The sequence below is a fragment of the Burkholderia sp. MS389 genome, from assembly GCF_016899425.1.
In the GTDB taxonomy this organism is placed as follows: Bacteria; Pseudomonadota; Gammaproteobacteria; order Burkholderiales; family Burkholderiaceae; genus Burkholderia; species Burkholderia sola.
This window is the reverse complement of sequence record NZ_CP045996.1, coordinates 444,928-462,426: the sequence shown is the minus strand read 5'-3', so window position 1 is coordinate 462,426 and position 17,499 is coordinate 444,928. Positions and strand designations below refer to the sequence as shown.

Here is a 17,499-nt window from a genome sequence, read left to right as displayed (position 1 = left end):
ATTTTATTGTCACAAGACATTTAGCACGACTACCCAATCGAATCTGATAAAGATTTATTCCTTCATAGGGGTGATCAAGATGAATAGAGTGTACAAGGTCATATGGAGCAAGGCGCGCGGCACGTTCGTCGCAGCATCGGAGCTCGGCAAGGCGCGCGGCAAGGGCGACTCCGGCCCGGACGCCTTGTGTGACGACCGGCTGGCCGGATCACACTCGGCGATCGGACAGCAACGGACCATTCGAATCCTTCTCGGCTTTGCGATCCCGGTTTGCCTCGGTGCGTCTTACCAGATCGCACACGCACAGTATTCCGCCGGTAACGGCAGCGCCACGGGCACCGGCGATGTTGCGATCTCCGGTGCCGGCGGCGCTGCCGCATCCGCCAGCGGCGGCCTGGGTGTCGCCATCGGTGGTGGAGCGTCGACGGCTGGACTGAATGCAATCGCGCTTGGCACGAACGCCCATTCGTCCGCAGCGGGCGCAATCTCGATGGGCGCAAACACGGTCGCAAACGGCGGGAATGCATTGGCGATCGGCGTGAACACCACGGCGTCCGGGCAGACGAGCACCGCGATCGGTCCCGCTTCCGTTGCGTCGGCCATCATGTCGACAGCAATCGGCCCCAACGCAAATGCGACCGGAGCAAACTCGGTTGCCCTGGGTCATTTGGCCGCCGCTACCGATACCGCCACGACAGCGATCGGAAACAGCGCAGTCGCAGGCAGCTCCGGAGCCAGCGCTTTCGGGCAAGCGGCCACGGCATCCAACAGCAGCTCGACGGCCATCGGCGGCAACACCACGGCCAGCGGAATTGGTGCGAGCGCGATCGGGCATCAGGCACTGGCGACCGGCACCAACGCTTCGTCGCTCGGTGCCTCCGCCGCCGCGACCGCCGAGAACGCCAGTGCGCTCGGCGATTTCTCGACGGCATCCGGAATCGGCAGCACGGCATTGGGTGCGGGCGCCCGCGCGAGCGCCGACAACGCGCTGTCCGGCGGATTGAATGCAGTCGCGTCCGGCACGTCTTCGATTTCCCTCGGCAATTCGTCGATCGCCTCCAGCAATTCCGCGACGGCGCTCGGCGCCGGCAGTACGGCATCGGGCGATCATTCGACCGCGTTGGCGACGATGTCCACTGCGGCGGGCACCTATTCGATCGCCGCGGGTTTCGATGCGATCACCACCAACACCGCCGACGCCGGCATCGCGTTGGGTTCGGGCGCGTCGGTCAGCGGCGCGTCCGGCGTCGCGATCGGCGTCAACAGCGGCGCGTCGGGCGTCAACGCGGTCGCGCTCGGCCCGGGCGGCACAGCGGGCGTGCCCGGTTCCGGCACGCAGGCGACGGGCGCCCAGGCCGTATCCATCGGCTACAACGCGCTCGCGAGCAACACCTACGCACAGGCGTTCGGCAGCCAGGCGACGGCGAGCGGCACGAGTTCGATCGCGATCGGCAACACGGCCACGGCGTCCACCCTGTTCGGCATTGCGCTCGGCAACCTGGCGACGGCTTCCGGCATTTCCGGCGTCGCGCTGGGCGCCGGCGCGACCGCAGGCGGCGACAACTCGGTGGCCCTTGGCGTGAATGCCGGGGTATCGGCATACGGCGGCGTCGCGATCGGCACCGGCTCGCAAGCGCTGGCCGGTTCTACCGTCGCGTTCGGCGACACCAGCACGGTGGCCGCGGCCGCAGGCGCGGGTTCCATTGCCGGCGGTCACAACTCGCAGGTAACCGGCGGCACCGGTGCGGTCGCACTCGGCGAAGGGCAGACCGCGAACGGTAACGGCGCGGTGGCGATCGGCGATCCGAACACGGCCACCGGCAACGGCGCGGTAGCCGTAGGCGCCAACAACACCGCGAACGGCAATGGCGCGATCGCGCTGGGCAATACGAACGTCGCGACCGGGCAGGGCTCCGTCGCGCTCGGCAACGCATCGCAGGCCAATGTCGCGGGCGCGATCGCGATCGGCGATTCGGCCAACGTCCAGGCCGCCGCAACCGGCGGCGTCGCGATCGGCACGGGCGCGATCGCGAGCGTGGCCAACAGCGTCGCGCTCGGCGCGAATTCGTCGACCGTCGCCGCCACGCCGACTTCGAGCGCCGTCATCGGCGGCGTGACCTACAACTTCGCGGGCGCGGCACCGGCCGGTGTCGTGAGCGTCGGCGCGCCGGGCGCGGAGCGCCAGATCCAGAACGTCGCGGCCGGCCAATTGAGCGGCGCCAGCACCGACGCGGTCAACGGTTCGCAGTTGTTCGCGACCAACCAGCAAGTAACGGCGAACACGACCGCGATATCGAACATCAACAATGGCGCAGGCATCAAGTACTTCCACGCGAACTCGACGCTGGCCGACAGTCAGGCGACCGGGACGGACAGCATCGCCGTCGGCCCTCAGGCAGTCGCGAGCGCAGCCAGCAGCCTGGCAGCCGGCACCGGCGCGCAGTCGAGCGCGGCGAACGGCGTGGCGCTCGGCGCGCAGACGGCCGTTTCGATAGCCGGCGGCGTCGCGATCGGCTCGGGCGCCGTATCGGATCGCGCCATCGCGGCCGGCAGCGGCACGATTCCGGCCGGCAGCCACACCGTCCCATTCAACACGTCCGACGCGACGCTGCTGGGCGCCGTGTCGTTCGGCAGCGCGTCGGGCAACACGTACCGCCAACTGATCAACGTCGCCGACGGGACCGACGCGCACGATGCGGTCACGGTCCGGCAGTTGACCGGTGCGCTGCAATCGTTCGCCGTCACGCCGACGATGTACTTCCATGCCAACTCGACCGCCGCCGATTCGCTCGCGGTAGGCGCCGAGTCGATCGCGGTGGGGCCGACCACCGTCGTCAACGGAGACAACGGCGTCGGGATCGGCAACGGTGCGATCGTCCAGCAAACGGCGCCCGGCGGCGTGGCCATCGGCCAGGCCGCGAACGCCGGGCAGGCCGATGCCATCGCGCTGGGCAGCGGCGCGAACGCGACCGGGCCGCAATCGATCGCGCAAGGCGCGAACGCGGTTGCCAGCACGTCCGGCGGTATCGCGATCGGCTCAGGCGCGAACAGCAGCGCAGCCGACGCCATCGCTCTGGGCTCGGGCGCCAGCGCGAGCTTCGCGAACAGCATCGCGCTCGGCGCCGGCTCCGTCACGACGGTGGGCGCGCAGTCCAACTACATTGCATACGGCTTGAGCAGCCCACAGTCGTCGGCCGGCGAAATCAACGTCGGCAACCGCAAGATCACCGGTCTCGCAGCCGGGTCGGCCGGGACCGACGCGGTCAACGTCAGCCAGCTCGACGCGGTCAACCAGAACCTGACGACGTTGATCCAGAACCTCAGCAATACCGGCGGTACCGGCGGCTTCCCGTCGACGCCGGGTTCGTCGACCCCGCCGGCATCGACGGGCTCGAACTCGTCGGCAGGCGGCAACGGCGCGGTCGCGTCCGGTTCGAACAGCACGGCGGTCGGCAACGGCTCGACCGCATCGGGCACCGGCTCGACGACGATCGGCGCGGGTTCGACGTCGTCCGGCAACGGCTCCGTGGCCATCGGCTCGGGGAGCGACGACGGCGGGCGCAACAACGTCGTATCGATCGGCACGGCGACTTCGACACGGCAACTCACGAACGTCGCGGCCGGCACCGCGCCCACCGATGGCGTCAATGTCCAGCAACTGAATGCCGCGGTCGGCAACGCGAACGCGTACACCGACGCGAAGATCCAGTCGCTGCGACGCGACGCGGACGGCGGCACCGCGAGTGCGATGGCCGTCGCGGGCCTGCCGCAACCGTCCGGGCCCGGCAAGAGCATGGTCGCGATCGCCGGCAGCGTCTATCGCAGCCAGTCGGGACAGGCGATCGGCATCTCGACGATCTCCGAAAACAATCACTGGATCTATAAGGCCGCCATCACGACCAACACGCGCAACGACTACGGCGCCGTGATCGGCGCGGGTTATCAGTGGTGATGGCGGAATAAACGGCTGCACTGCAGCGATAGGCGGCGGCTGCGCGTAACGATCGATCGTTGCCGCAGCGCCTGATACGCGGCTCCTTATACGATGAGAGACTGATCATGAAAATCCAATGGGCACTTGCGCTGTCCGTCAGTGTGCTTTCCGTTGCATCCCTGGCAGGTTGTGCGGCCGACGGGCCGCCCCGCTTCCCGGATCCGCAATCCGCCAGCCCGAAGGGTGGCACGTTCGTGAACGTGGCGAACCTGCGTAACGTCGGGCCCGGCCTGAACAAGGACCAGATGTTCGATCTGCTCGGCCCTCCTCACTTCAACGAGTGGTTCGTCGGCAGCCACACGTGGAACTACCTGTTCGACTTCCGCCGCGGCAACGAAGTCGTCTCGTGCCAGTACCAGGTGCGCTACGACGAGCACATGAAGGTGAGCAACACCTACTGGCGCGACCCCGCGTGCGCGGACTTCGTGCGCACGCCATCCGCCGCGCCGGTGGCCGCGGCAGAACCGCCGGCCGCGCCGATCGAGCAATTCACGCTGCAGAGCGATGCACTGTTCGCGTTCGGCCAATCGAGCCTCGAATCGATGCAGCCCGGCGGCCAGGCGCAGCTCGACGATGCGGTCGAGCGGATCAAGCGCCACAAGGCGATTACGCGGATCGTCGTGGTCGGGCACACCGACCGGATCGGCACCCCCGCGGTGAATGACCCGCTGTCGCGCGCGCGGGCCCAAACGGTTCGCCGTTATCTGATCGCGCATGGCCTGGACGGCAACGTCATCGAGGCGGACGGCGTGGGATCGCGCGAACCCGTCACGCATTGCCCGCCCGGCCAGAGCCGCGCCGTGATCGCGTGCCTGCAGCCCGATCGCCGGGTCACGATCGCGGTCAGCGGCCGCGACTGACGGGCCGCGACGCGGGTGGCGTCATTCACGCGATGCCCGCGTGACAGGCGCCACCGTTGACCGACCGGCAAACCGGCAGCGCGCACCGGCTGGCGGCGACGCGCGCGTCGTGCTTCCCGGCAGCGCGCGCGGCATTCCGTTTCCCGCCGTATCGGCGCCGGGCCGGCACGATCGTGCGGCCGCCAACCGCCGTACCCGTGCAGAAAGCGCGCGACGCGGCACGACGGCGCTTGATTCGAACACCTGAGCGACGAGCTACCAGCAATCCGGATGACGACGATGAGAAGGGTCGGGGTGTACGTGGATGGAAGCAGCATGGACGCGAATGGCGGCCACCTGATGCGATACGACGTGCTGCGCGCGCTCGCCGGTCGGGCCGGCGCCACGATTCAGCGGCTGCACGCGTACCTGAGTTTCGACGCGCGCCGCGCCGCGCGCTCCGCCGATTACGACGCGCGGATCAAGGGCTATCAGGCGGCGCTGCGCGACAAGGGATTCCGCGTCACGGTCAAGCCGCTCAGACACTTCGCCGACGAGGACGGCACCGAAACCGTCAAATCGAACTCGGATCTCGGCATGGCCATCGACGCGCTATCCGAATCGGACCGGCTCGACACCGTGCTCGTCGCCACCAGCGACGGCGATTTCGTCGAAGTCGTGCGCGCGCTGCAGAAGAAGGGATGCCGGGTCGAAGTCCTCGGTTTCGACAACGTGCCGCTCGAGTTGCGCGATGCCGCCGACCAGTTCATCAGCGGCTATCTGGTACCGGGCCTGCTGCCGGTCCGCGATGCGGCCGCCGGCTCGCCAGCCTGGGGCCAGGTCGGGTCCCGCGTGCGCGGCGTCTGCAACCGGTTCGAGCCGGACGACGGATACGGCTTCATCGCGTTCTGGGCCGCGTTGCCCGATACGCCGCTGCTTGCGGCAGCCGAGACCAGCCCTGCCTACTTTCGCGCCAGCAGTTTTCAGGATCCGTCGATCCTCGCCCGGCTGCCGTCCCGCAGCACGATCCTCGAATTCGACCTCGCAACGCCCGCGAAACACGCGGGCGCGCCGGAAGCGCGCCGGATCCAGATCGTGTCCGCTGCATAGCCGGCGATCGGTCGGCGGCGGCCGAATCAGCGGCGCATCAGTGCCCCAGCGCCGCGTCGTGATCGTGCTTCGACAGCAACATGAGGAAGGTCGTCCCTTCGCCGAGCTTCGAGCGGACCTGCAGCTTTCCGCCGAGCGAATCGACGACCGTCTTGACGAACGCCAGGCCCAGACCATGCCCGGACATCGACGCGCCGCCGTCCAGTTGCGTGAATTCGCGAAACAGCTTTTCCTGATCGCGCTCGGAGATGCCCGTTCCGTAATCGGTCACGGCGATCTTCACGTGCTGGTCCGTGGCCGACAGCTCCACGTCGACCGTGGACGCTTCGCGACCGAACTTGATCGCGTTGCCGATCAGATTGACGAACGCCCGCCGCAGCAATTGCACATCGGCGATCGTGCTGAGCCCGGGCTCCGCCGTCAGGTTGACGATCGTCGATTTCGCGCTCGCCTGCGGCAGCAGATCGTCGACGGCATCGCCGAGCACCAGCGCGGGATCGACCGCGGCCAGCTTCGGCGGCAGATTCTCGGCCCGGGCAAGAAAGAGAAAATCGTCGGACAGGCTGAGTGCGCGCGTCGCATACTGTGATACCAGTTCGGCGAAGCGCTGCGGCGTGTACCGCGACGGCTCCCGCTGAATCTGCGAAACGAGCGCGAGAATCGACGCCTGCGGAGACCGCATGTCATGCGACAGGAATCGCAGCGCCATGTCGCGCTGCCGCTCGGCCATCCGGACGGACGAGACGTCCGCGACATGAAAGACCAGCGCACGCTCGCCGTAGACGGACGGGCGGATCGGCGCGCACTTGATCAGCAGCGAACGACCGCACCGGGCATTGGCGATCTCGATCCCCTGATCGAGTTGGGATTTCGTCTGGGCCGACAGCGCGTCGCCGTCAGACCAGTGATCGAGCGACGTCAACGCCTGCGCGGCGAATTCATTCGCCCGATGCGAAGCGGTGATTTGAAACAGCACGTCCGAAACCGGACGCCCCACCGGCGCCCGCCCAGCCCCAGGATGCTCGTCGGGCTCCGCGCACCACGCGGCAATCCGCTGGTTCGCCAGCAGCACCACGCCGGCAGCCGACGCAATCAACGTCGCTTCCGGAAGACTGTCGACCCATGCGTCGATCAGCGCACGATAGCGACGTACCTGCGCATCCAGATTCGCAGTCCTCTCCAGTTGCCGCCGAACCGGGTCGATGTACGGCGCGGTGTTCGCCGATTCCGCATGCAGCGACGGATCGGCCGCCATCCGGTCGCCCAAGAGGCCGATGAAGCGCAACGACACTTCGGTACGCCGCCAGAACACCAGCAGGCAGGCGAGCACGCACATCAGCATGCCGATGGCGGGCGGCAGCGCCTCGCCGCCGACCGCGAACATCACATACGCAATCGCTGCAACCGCTGCTGCCACGACGAGCGATGCAACGAGGCCTGCGCGCGGACCGAACCGGTAGAGCAACGCGCAGATCACGCAGACGACGGTCTCGTTGAACAACAGCGCCCATGCGACACCGGTCGGGTGAAGCGGTGCCGTCATGGCCAGCCCAGCCGATGCATTCGCTGTCGCGGCCCAGTCTCCGCTCGGCAGCGTGCCGGCCGACGACACGCCGGGCCGGCCGTGCCCGAGGTCGACCGCCGCGCGAATCAGGACCGCGCGGCCGCTCAGCCGGCTCGACGGCACCGCGCCGTCCAGCACATTGACGTACGAGTAGCGCTCGCAAGGCCCATTCCAGCGAAATGCAGCATCGCGCGCGCAGGCTTGGCCGGTATTGCCGACGTTGCCGGTCCCCGCCTCCATGCGTGCAGTGCCGCGGCTTGCCGTCTCGCCGGCTGCCCGGCGCCCGGCGCGCGTGCGCGCGGCGTCCCGCAAACCGGTCAGGTCGATACTGACGACTGCGACGCCACTTCTGGCAAGCCGCTCCATCATCCGTTCGCGTGTTTCGATGCTGAACGGCCAGTTGCCCAGACGCGCGGTCGTGCGTTCGTCGACCACGATCATCGCCAGCGGCTTGACGGGCCCGCGGCGAACCGACTGCGAAACGAACTCGAACCACGCGCGGTCGACACGATGCAACGCCTCTGTCGCCGTGAGCACCGCGCAGACCAGCACCAGCGCAAACGTCAGGCGTATCCAGTCGGTCGCACAATGCGCGGACACGTTCCCGGCCATCTGTCTGCCCTCGTCACATGAACGGCGCCGCCACAGCCCCAAAAATCTTCCGAACATGTCGATCAGATGATGCTCCATCGATATCGCATTGATCGGCATCTGCAATGCCTGCATCAAACACCGCAACCTACTTCAGACAGCGTTGACGGGCGCCTCAGGCGTCGGCCCCCTTCACCTGCCGATCGCCCGTCCTGCATACCCACGCCGACGTACCGGGCAAATCGGCCCGCCACAATGAACCGGAATTTAAGATGTAGAAATTATACTGCAATTTTTATATGAATAATGTAAGGCATCTATTGTAATTGCACTTGCATTCATTTCGAATCCGAGCCCGCCTTTCTCACCAGCAAAAATTACCGCCTCAATGCCATTTCCGTCATTTATTCGGATGATTCGCACCCGCCAGCGGCTGGCATACCCGCGGCGCAAGACCGACATCACCGAAATGATTAATGATTTGGATTTTCCAATATGGAAATACAATAACCTGATACGATTTTCACGAAATAACCGCCAACATAAATCCACAACCAATATACAAATCAATATACGAATTTACATTTGTTTGTTTTTCGCGAGTTGAAAATTTGCGTTCCGCTCCATAGAATCGATCAATCAGAGACATGCGGCCGACATTTCACTCGGCTTACTCCGATATTCATGAATGCCCCCTTTGCGTCACCCGATCCGCTCGACGATGCCGAACGCGGACTTCGCCAGGACGAGTTCTTTTTCCTCCTGCAACCCAAGTTCGCACTCCGGGGAATTCGTCTGGCCGGGTTCGAATGTCTGATGCGCTGGCATCATCCGGCGCGCGGCATCCTGGAGCCGGCGTCGTTCATCAGCCTGATCGAGGATTCATGCCTGGCCACCCGCTTCACGGACCTGCTCACCCGGCGCGCGGCGCACCTGCTCGCGCAGTGGAAGGCAGCCGGTCGCGGCGAGTTGTCGCTCGCGATCAATCTGTCTCCGTCGGAGCTGGGCCACCCGGATTTTCCCGCGCAGCTTTCCGCGCTGCTGACGTCGCTCGCGCTCGAACCGGCTCGCGTCGAAATCGAGCTGACCGATGTCGTTCCGCCTGCCCGGCTCGACTGGCTCGTGGAGGCCATCCACGCGACGCAGGCAATCGGCGTGCGCGTCGCGCTGGACGACTTCGGCGCAGGCTTCAATTCGCTGACGCTGTTGCAGCAGTTGCCGGTGGATATCGTCAAGTTCGATCGCTCGCTGATCCGCGATGTCCTGCAGAACAGCGAATCCATGCGGGTCGTTGAAACCCTGGTGCAGATCGCGCAAGGTCATGGCAAGCATATCGTGATGACCGGCATCGAAACCGCCGAGCAGTTCGAGTGGGCTGGCACGCTGCCGGACGTCGACGGCCAAGGCTTCTACCTCGGCGAGCCGCTGCACGAAGCGGCGGTCGCGACGTTCATCACCGATTACCATGCGCGGATCCCCTCGTAGCCCTGCGTGCACCGGTCGCGCCATGGGCGACGGGTAGGCGCCATTCGTGCTTCAGGCTCGCGGCTGCATGCGTCATGCGCCGGGCCGGCATGCCGGACGCCGCAGCATCCCGGGATTCATCCAGAACATCGACGGCCATCTACGCTCCGATCGGGCTGTTTGTTCGCGCCGCCGTGTGCGACATGCAGCCAGCATAGAACGGCGGCCCGAGCGCTCAAAGTGAACTTTTGTCACTTTCGCGAGCATTTCCACAGCGCGCCCACATTTCGGGAAAGGCGCCGATCGGCCGCGCACCGGCGCGCGCCGGTGCGTCGCGCGTGAATCACCAGCGAATCAACGCCGAGCCCCACGTGAAGCCCGAGCCCATTGCGGGCGTCAGGACGAGGTCGTTCTCCTTGATGCGCCCGTCGGATACCGCTTCGCTGAGCGCGAGCGGAATCGACGCCGCCGACGTGTTGCCGTGTTTGCTGACGGTAAGCACGACCTTCTCCATCGGCAGATTCAACTTCGTGCCGACGGTTTGCACGATGCGCTGGTTCGCCTGATGCGGAACGATCCAGTCGACGTCGTCCCGGCTCAGGCCATTCGCCTCCAGCGCTTCCTGCGACGCGTCGGCGAGATTGACCACCGCATGCAGGAATACGTCGCGGCCCTCCAGATGCATCTTGCCGGCGCTCTGCGTCGACGATACCCCGCCGTCCGTGTGAATCTTGTCCCAGTACCGCCCGTCCGAATGCAGATGCGTGGAGAGCACGCCGCGCGGCTTGTCGCCTTCGCGCCGTTCGCCGCGCAACACCAGCGCGCCCGCACCGTCGCCGAACAGCACGCAGCTGTTGCGGTCCTGCCAGTCGACGATACGCGACATCGTTTCCGCGCCGATCACCAGCGCTGTGCGCGCCTGGCCGAGCCGGATCATGTTGTCGGCGACCGAAAGCGCGAAAACGAAACCGGAACAGACGGCCTGCACATCGAACGCGGCGCCGCGCGGCATGCCGATCGCCTCCTGAACACGCACGGCCGTCGCGGGCATCGTGCGGTCCGGCGTGCAGGTCGCGAGCACGATGAGATCGACGTCCGTCGCGGCGATCCCGGCGTGACTCAGTGCGGCGCGGGCCGCGCCGATCGCGAGATCGGACGTGTTCTCGCCGGGCGCCGCGATCCTGCGCTCCTTGATGCCGGTGCGCTGCGTGATCCACTCGTCCGTGGTGTCGACCCTGAGCGCGATGTCATGATTCGTCATGCGGTGTTCGGGCAACGCGGAACCGCAGCCGACGACGCGCGACGTCCAGTGGCCCGCGCGATTGATTTCCACCATCTTCGGTACTCCGATCAAAGTCGATGACGCGCCGGCCGCCCGATCTCTCGAACCGGCGCCGTGGCGTTACCAGCTTCCGACGCTCGCGTCTTCGCCCGGCCTGGCGGCAGCGCTCGTGTCCTGCCGTTGCAGCGAGACGAGATGCTCGGCCAGCGCATTGAAGGTCGGATAGTCGTAAAGGACGGTATCGTCGATCTTGATGTTGAGCCGCTCTTCGAGGAAGAACGCGAGTTCGACGGAATGCATCGAATCGAAACCGGCGTCGGCGAAGGTCTGTTCGAGATCGGTCGGCACCTGCAGATTGTTCGCTTCGGTCCACTCCTGGATCCACGCGAGAATGGTTGCGGCGGTGACCGTCGGCGCGTTGACGGTGGCGGCTTGAATGTGATCGCTCATGGCATCGATTCCTTGAAGTCGGGTTGAGAACGATGAAGGCGCGGCGGCGACGCCGCACCGGGGAAAACGGCAAGGGAGCGTCTATGCGGGCGTCGCGCGCATCAGCGGTTCTGGCTCGGCATGCGGCTCATCGGTATCGCGTCCACCGAAAAGGTGCGCCAGGCGCCGCGCCGAAGGTTCACGCACGATGGAGTTGTGGTCGTCATCGAACACGCTGACCGTGACGCCGCCGTGCCCGAGACGGCCCAGTTGCTGCTCTGCCAGCGTGCTCGACATCCCGCGCTTGTCGCGTGCAGCGAGCGCGTATCCGATGCGCGTTTGCACCTGTTGCGGGTAATGGCGTGCGAGCGCCACCGCGCTCACGGCATGCAGCCGCGCGATGTGGTCGAACATCGCGGGCTGGGCCCGGCGGCGCACGTCGGCGAGATAGAAGTCCTGGTCGAGCATTGCATCGAAACGCGGGTCGGCCAGCCATCGCTCGACTGCCTGCGCGCCGTCGTCCGGCGCAAGATCAGCGGCCAGTGCGCGCAACCGCGTGGCGAATTCGCCGTCGTGGAGCGGGCTGTCGACGATCATCAACGGCGGGGCGCTCTCGCCCTCCGACTCCCACTGCGCGGCCATTTCGTGCGCGACGATCCCGCCGAACGACCAGCCGCCGAGCAGATCGGGCTGCCTGCCGTGCGTCGCGAGCAGCGCCGCGCGATAGCGCGACGCCAGTTGCGCGATCGAAAGATACGCTGGCGCATGGCCCTGGTCCGCGTACGGATGACGGATCGCGACGACCGTCGGATCCCCCGGCCATGAGGCGGCCAGTTCCTGATAACACAGCACGTTTCCACCGACCGGATGCACGAGCGCCACGAGCGGCCCGCCCCCCTCGCGCAGCGTCACGACGAGGCCGGCGTCACCGCCCGCTCCGGCCGGTCGTCGCGGATCGGGCGCGAGGACTTCGCGAGCAGGCGCGTCACCGTCCGTCGCGGCGAACCACGCCGCCAGCGTCTGGAGCGATGCGCCGCGCGCCAGCATGGCGATCGGCGGCATCTTGCCGAGCCGTTGATGCAGGCGGACCCGCAGCTCCGTCAGCGCCAGCGAGTCGAGCCCCTGGCCGACGAGCGAAAGCCCGTCGTCGAGCACGACGGTATCCGGGGCGACCGCTGCCGCGATCGTGCGCAGCGTCGCGACCATCTGCGCCGCGCCCGCCGGTGCCGCGTCGGCGCGATTGGCCGCACTCGAATGCGGCGGCCGGGCCGCCTCGCTCGATGCGACGCCGCTTCGTTGGCGCACCGGGCCGCGCCCCGCTTCGGCGAGATCGGGGAACGGCAGCTCGAAACGCTCGGTGTCGAACGCGTAACCCGGCGCTTCGGCCGGCTGCGGCGCATTGCCGTACAGCTTGTGCCATGCGATCTTCTGCCCTTCGCCGTAAAGACGTGCGCAGCCATGGGCAAAGCCGGTCGCTTCGGTTTCCTCATCGCCTTCCGGGCCGTCCGCGAGCGACGCGATCGCGCATTGCCATTCGCCGCCCGCGGCGGCGCGCGCGAGCTTCGACAGCGCCGCGCCGGGTCCCACTTCGACGAAGAGCGTCTTGCCGTCCGAGGCCGCGAGCAACGCGTCATGAAAACGCACCGGCTGTTCGACGAGATCGAGCCAGTGCTCGACGCCGGCGATCGCATCGGTCGCGACGGCGCCCGTGAGGGTGGAGACGAGCGGAATCGACGGCGGCGCGAACGTCAGCGGTTCGAGCGCACGCCGGAACGCTTCGCGCATCGAACGCAGCATCGGCGAATGGCCCGGCGTGTCGTAGGTCTTCAGCAGCGACACGCGTTTGCCCGCCGCGACCATCGCGTCGTGCACGCGCGCCACCGCTTCCTGCGTACCGCTCACGACGGTCTGCCCCGGCCCGTTGATGCCGGCAATGAACAGATCCGTCCCGAACGCGAAGCGCGTGGAGAGTTCGTCGGCCGCGGCAGCCACCGCGAGCATCGCGCCGGCCGGCGTCGCGGTGTCGAACAGTCGGCCACGTGCCTCCACGGCGGCGAGGCCGTCGGCGAGCGACATCACGCCGCCGATCACGGCGGCCACGTGCTCGCCGAGCGAATGCCCGATCAGCAGGTCGGGCTGTACGCCGAGTTCCATCCAGGTACGCGCGAGCGCATAGCACGCGACGAAGTGGGCCAATTGCCCCGGATGATGACGCACCGCTTGCGCGCTGCGGCCGACGATCGCATCGAGCACGTCGCGCGCCGTCTCGCCGCCCAGCAGGCGCAGGCACGCGTCCGCGTGTTTGCGGAACAGGCCGTTGCCGTGGTAGAGATTCCCGCCGACGCCCGGCTGCCATGCGCCCTGACCGGGCACGAGAAACGCGACGCGGGGCTTGCGCGGCGGTTCGCCCGCATGCCAGTTCCCGGACGGATCGTCCGCGAGGAAGGCGTCGAGCGCGTCGATGAAATCCGCTTTCGTCGTGCCGACCAGCGCGACGCGATGATCGAAATGATCGCGCCGGACGTTCGACGTGTGACACGCATCGCGCAGCGGGACGGACGTGCCCGCAAGCCACGCCCGCCATGCCGCCGCGACACGCCGCCGCGCGTCCGGCGAGCGCCCGGAAAGCGTCAATACGCGTTCGCGCTCGATCGGCGAACCGGCGTCCGATACGAGCGCCGGCGCGGACAGAATCAGGTGGACGTTGGTCCCGGTGATGCCGAAACCGCTCACGCCGACCAGCGTCTCGCCTTCGCCGAGCGGCGTGCCTTCGCGCGGAATGGCGAGCTGCGCGCCTTCCCAGTGAAACCGCGGGTTCGGCGTCTCGAAGTTCACCTGCGCGGGCACGTGCCGGTGCCGCAGGATCAGCATCGCCTTGATGAAGCCGGCCATGCCCGCGGCGCCCTCCAGATGCCCGAGCTGCGACTTCACGGAGCCGACGAGGATCGGCTTGTCGCGTGCGACGGCACGCGCATAGACGTTACGCAGCGCGGAAAGCTCGATCGGATCGCCAAGCGCCGTGCCCGTACCATGCGCTTCCACGTACGCAACCGCTTCCGGCCGAACGCCCGCCCGCATCATCGCCCGGCGAATGACGGCTTCCTGGGCCGCGCCGTTCGGCGCGGTGAGACCGTTGCTCGCTCCGTCGCTGTTGACGGCCGACCCGATCAGCACCGCATCGATGCGGTCGCCATGCGCGAGCGCGTCGTCATGCCGCTTCATCACGATCACGCCGCCGCCTTCGCCGCGAATATAACCGTCGGCGCTCGCGTCGAACGGACGACATTGCCCGGAGATGGACATCGCCTGGAGCCGCGCGATGCCGATCGTTTCCTCCGGCCCGAGGATCAGGTTCACGCCGCCGGCGATCGCGACGTCGCATTCGCCGCCCTGCAGGCTCTGCGCGGCGAGATGGATCGCGACCAGCGACGACGAACAGGTCGTATCGACGAAGATCGCGGGCCCGCTCAAGCCCAGTATGTGCGCGACGCGCCCGGGGGCCATCGCGCGCAGGTTGCCGAGCTTCGAATAGGTGGTGATGCGCGATGGATCGCCGGACCAGACGGTGCGCCGGCCATAGTCGGCCTCGCCGATCGTCATGAAGACCCCGACGTTCCTGCCGCGCAGCCGGCCCGGCGCGATGCCCGCGTTCTCGAGCGCCGCCCATGCGAGTTCGAGCATCCAGCGCTGCTGCGGATCCATCTCCATCGCCTCGGCCGCCGAGGTGCGGAACAACTTACGGTCGAAGCGGAACGGATCGTCGACATAGCCGGCCACGCGCGAATACGTGGTACCGGGCTCGTCCGTATCCGGCGAATAGAACGCATCGACATCGAAGCGTTCGCGCGGCGTTTCGCGGATCGCCGTGCGCCCGGAATTCAGCAGCGTCCAATAGCTCGACGCACAGGACGCGCCGCCCGGAAAGCGGCACGACATGCCGATGATGGCGACCCGTTGCGCTTGCGTGTTTGACTGGTTCATACCGTCCTCTCGGCGGGAAGGGTTCATCCGGCCTAGTGGCCGCTCGCCGCGGCGAGATCGTCGCTGCTGCTCGCCTGGACGAGCACGGCCATGTTGCCGGGCAGGTGCCGGTTCTCGCGGATCTTCGCGTGCGCGTCCGGCAGGCGGCTCCACGGAAACACTTCCGACAGGCACGGGTCGATCTTGCCGCTCATCACGAGCCGGTTGGCCTGCGACGCTTCCTTGAGGTTCGCGAAGTGGCTGCCCTGAATGCGTTTCTGGCGCATCCACACGTAGCGCGCATCGCAGGTCAGGTCGTAGCCGCTCGTCGCCGCGCAGAACACGACCATGCCGCCACGTTTCACGACGTAGCAGGACGGGGCGAACGTATTGCGGCCCGGGTGCTCGAACACCATGTCGACGTCGCGCTTTTCGCCGAGTGCAACCCAGATCGCCTTTCCGAACTTCTTGACTTCATCGACATAGGCCGCGTACTCGGCCTTCGCATCGACGGGCGGCGGCGCGCCCCAGCACGAAAAATCCGAACGGTTGATCACGCCCACCGCGCCGAGCCGCTTGACGAACTCGGCCTTCGACGCATCGGAGACCACGGCGACGGGGCGTGCGCCTGCCAGCGCCGCGAGCTGGATCGCCATCGTTCCGAGCCCGCCCGCCGCGCCCCACACGAGCACCGATTGCCCCGCGGAAAGCACGTGCGGCTTGTGACCGAACAGCATCCGGTATGCAGTCGCGAGCGTGAGCGTATAGCAGGCGCTGGCGGCCCACGTGAGGTGTTTCGGGCGCGGCATCAGCTGCGTCGACTGCACGCGCGCGAACTGCGCGAACGAGCCATGCGAGGTTTCGTAACCCCAGATGCGTTGCGACGGGGACAGCATCGGATCGCCGCCGTTGCATTCCTCGTCGTCGCCATCGACCTGGGAGCAGTGCGCGACCACCTCGTCGCCCACCTTCCACTTCTTCACGTTCGACCCGACGGCCCATACGATGCCCGCCGCATCCGAGCCCGTGATGTGATACGGATCGTCATGCAGGTCCAGCACCGAGAACGGCTGGCCGAGCGCCGCCCACACGCCGTTGTAGTTGACGCCGGCCGCCATCACGAGCACCAGCACGTCGTTCGGGCCGAGCGACGGCACGTCGACGATTTCGTTCGTGAATGCGTGCTGCGGCTCCCCGTGGTTCTCACGGCGAATCGTCCACGCGTGCATTTTCTTCGGCACGACGCCCAGCGGAATCGCGCTGCCGATGTCGAACAGTTCCGGTGCGTTCCTTCTCGTTTCGACAACCAGATCTATCGTTTTGGTATCCATGACAATATTCATGAAAGAGTTGATCCGATAAGCGTTGTACTCGCGCTAGGCCGCCCGTGACGCGGTCGTGCGCATCACGTCGCGGCCATCCCGCCGTCCACCGACAGCGCGGTGCCGGTCATGAACGAGGACGCGTCGCTCGCGAGGAACGCGACCGCCTCCGCGATTTCCTGCTCGGTCCCCAGCCGGCCGACCGGATGAAACGCCTTGATCTGGTCGGTCATGCCGGTTTCATCGAGAAACTTCTCCACCATCGCCGTCGCCACGAACGCCGGGCAGATCGCGTTGACACGGATATTCTGCTTCGCATATTCGAGCGCGGCCGCTTTCGTCAGCCCGAGGATGCCGGCCTTCGACGCGTGATAACTGCAACCACCGAATGCCGATGCCACGAGGCCATACGTGGACGACATATTGACGATCGCGCCGCCGCCCGCTTTCAGCATTTCCGGAATTTCGTATTTCATCGAAAGGAACATCCCTTTCAGATTGATATCCATCACGTAATCCCAGCTCGCCTCGTCGGTATCGGCCACGGCTTTGCCGAATGCCTCCACGCCAGCGCTATTGAACGCGATATCGAGCCGGCCGAATTCACGTACGGTCTGCGCGACCATGTGCGCGCAATCCTCCGCGCTGGACACGTCGGTCTTCACGAACAGCGCCTCGCCGCCCGCGCGGCGGATCTCTTCGACAACGGCCAGACCTTCGTCGATGCGGCGCGACGCGATCGCGACCCGCGCGCCTTCGCCGGCGAACAGCAATGCCGTGGTCCGGCCGATACCCGAACTTCCCCCGGTCACGAGGGCAACCTTTTGATGAAGCTTCAGCATCGTATTCTCCAGTCGCGTTGATATGCAGGCCCCGTCATCACCACCCCAATCTTTTTCAGATCGAATCGCAAATGAATCGTCGGTTCTTGACGGGATGGATTC

General features: G+C 66.7%; 10 protein-coding genes. 4 read left to right on the top strand and 6 right to left on the bottom strand.

Annotated features, from left to right (window positions below):
* The first annotated feature begins 79 nt into the window (after positions 1 to 79).
* From GJG85_RS31710 to GJG85_RS31700, 3 genes are all read left to right on the top strand, one after another.
* Entirely contained in the window at positions 80 to 3,952 is a 3,873-nt protein-coding gene (locus GJG85_RS31710) for a YadA-like family protein (protein ID WP_204384770.1), read from the top strand.
* A gap of 59 nt (positions 3,953 to 4,011) precedes the next feature.
* The gene (locus GJG85_RS31705; RefSeq protein ID WP_239469034.1) at positions 4,012 to 4,854 is read left to right on the top strand and encodes an OmpA family protein; all 843 of its coding nucleotides are present in this window, start codon (positions 4,012 to 4,014) and stop codon (positions 4,852 to 4,854) included.
* Positions 4,855 to 5,133: 279 nt separating this feature from the next.
* Entirely contained in the window at positions 5,134 to 5,943 is an 810-nt protein-coding gene (locus GJG85_RS31700) for an NYN domain-containing protein (protein ID WP_179233193.1), read from the top strand.
* Between the two features lie 37 nt (positions 5,944 to 5,980).
* Here GJG85_RS31700 and GJG85_RS31695 read toward each other — a convergent pair whose 3' ends face one another.
* Positions 5,981 to 8,119, bottom strand: a complete 2,139-nt coding sequence (locus GJG85_RS31695; protein WP_239469033.1) for a HAMP domain-containing sensor histidine kinase — start codon at positions 8,117 to 8,119, stop codon at positions 5,981 to 5,983.
* 663 nt (positions 8,120 to 8,782) lie between these two features.
* Here GJG85_RS31695 and GJG85_RS31690 point away from each other — a divergent pair.
* Complete coding sequence (locus GJG85_RS31690; protein ID WP_204384767.1) at positions 8,783 to 9,583, top strand: EAL domain-containing protein; 801 nt, start codon at positions 8,783 to 8,785, stop codon at positions 9,581 to 9,583.
* A gap of 322 nt (positions 9,584 to 9,905) precedes the next feature.
* On the opposite strand, the gene GJG85_RS31685 is transcribed toward GJG85_RS31690, so the two are convergent.
* The 5 genes from GJG85_RS31685 to GJG85_RS31665 all read right to left on the bottom strand — a co-directional run bounded on the left by GJG85_RS31685 (position 9,906) and on the right by GJG85_RS31665 (position 17,397).
* Positions 9,906 to 10,898, bottom strand: a complete 993-nt coding sequence (locus GJG85_RS31685) for a beta-ketoacyl-ACP synthase III (RefSeq protein ID WP_089490075.1) — start codon at positions 10,896 to 10,898, stop codon at positions 9,906 to 9,908.
* Between the two features lie 66 nt (positions 10,899 to 10,964).
* Positions 10,965 to 11,294, bottom strand: coding sequence for an acyl carrier protein (locus tag GJG85_RS31680; protein ID WP_050013525.1), 330 nt, complete (start codon positions 11,292 to 11,294; stop codon positions 10,965 to 10,967).
* An 81-nt stretch (positions 11,295 to 11,375) separates the two neighbouring features.
* On the bottom strand, positions 11,376 to 15,254 hold the full coding sequence (locus GJG85_RS31675; RefSeq protein ID WP_204384765.1) for a type I polyketide synthase: 3,879 nt from the start codon (positions 15,252 to 15,254) through the stop codon (positions 11,376 to 11,378).
* Between the two features lie 32 nt (positions 15,255 to 15,286).
* Positions 15,287 to 16,564 (bottom strand): crotonyl-CoA carboxylase/reductase, encoded by a 1,278-nt coding sequence (ccrA, locus tag GJG85_RS31670; protein WP_050013527.1) that lies wholly within the window; start codon positions 16,562 to 16,564, stop codon positions 15,287 to 15,289.
* Positions 16,565 to 16,638: 74 nt separating this feature from the next.
* A complete protein-coding gene (locus GJG85_RS31665) occupies positions 16,639 to 17,397 on the bottom strand; it encodes a glucose 1-dehydrogenase (RefSeq protein ID WP_176015979.1) in 759 nt (252 codons plus the stop codon).
* Between the last annotated feature and the right edge of the window lie 102 nt (positions 17,398 to 17,499).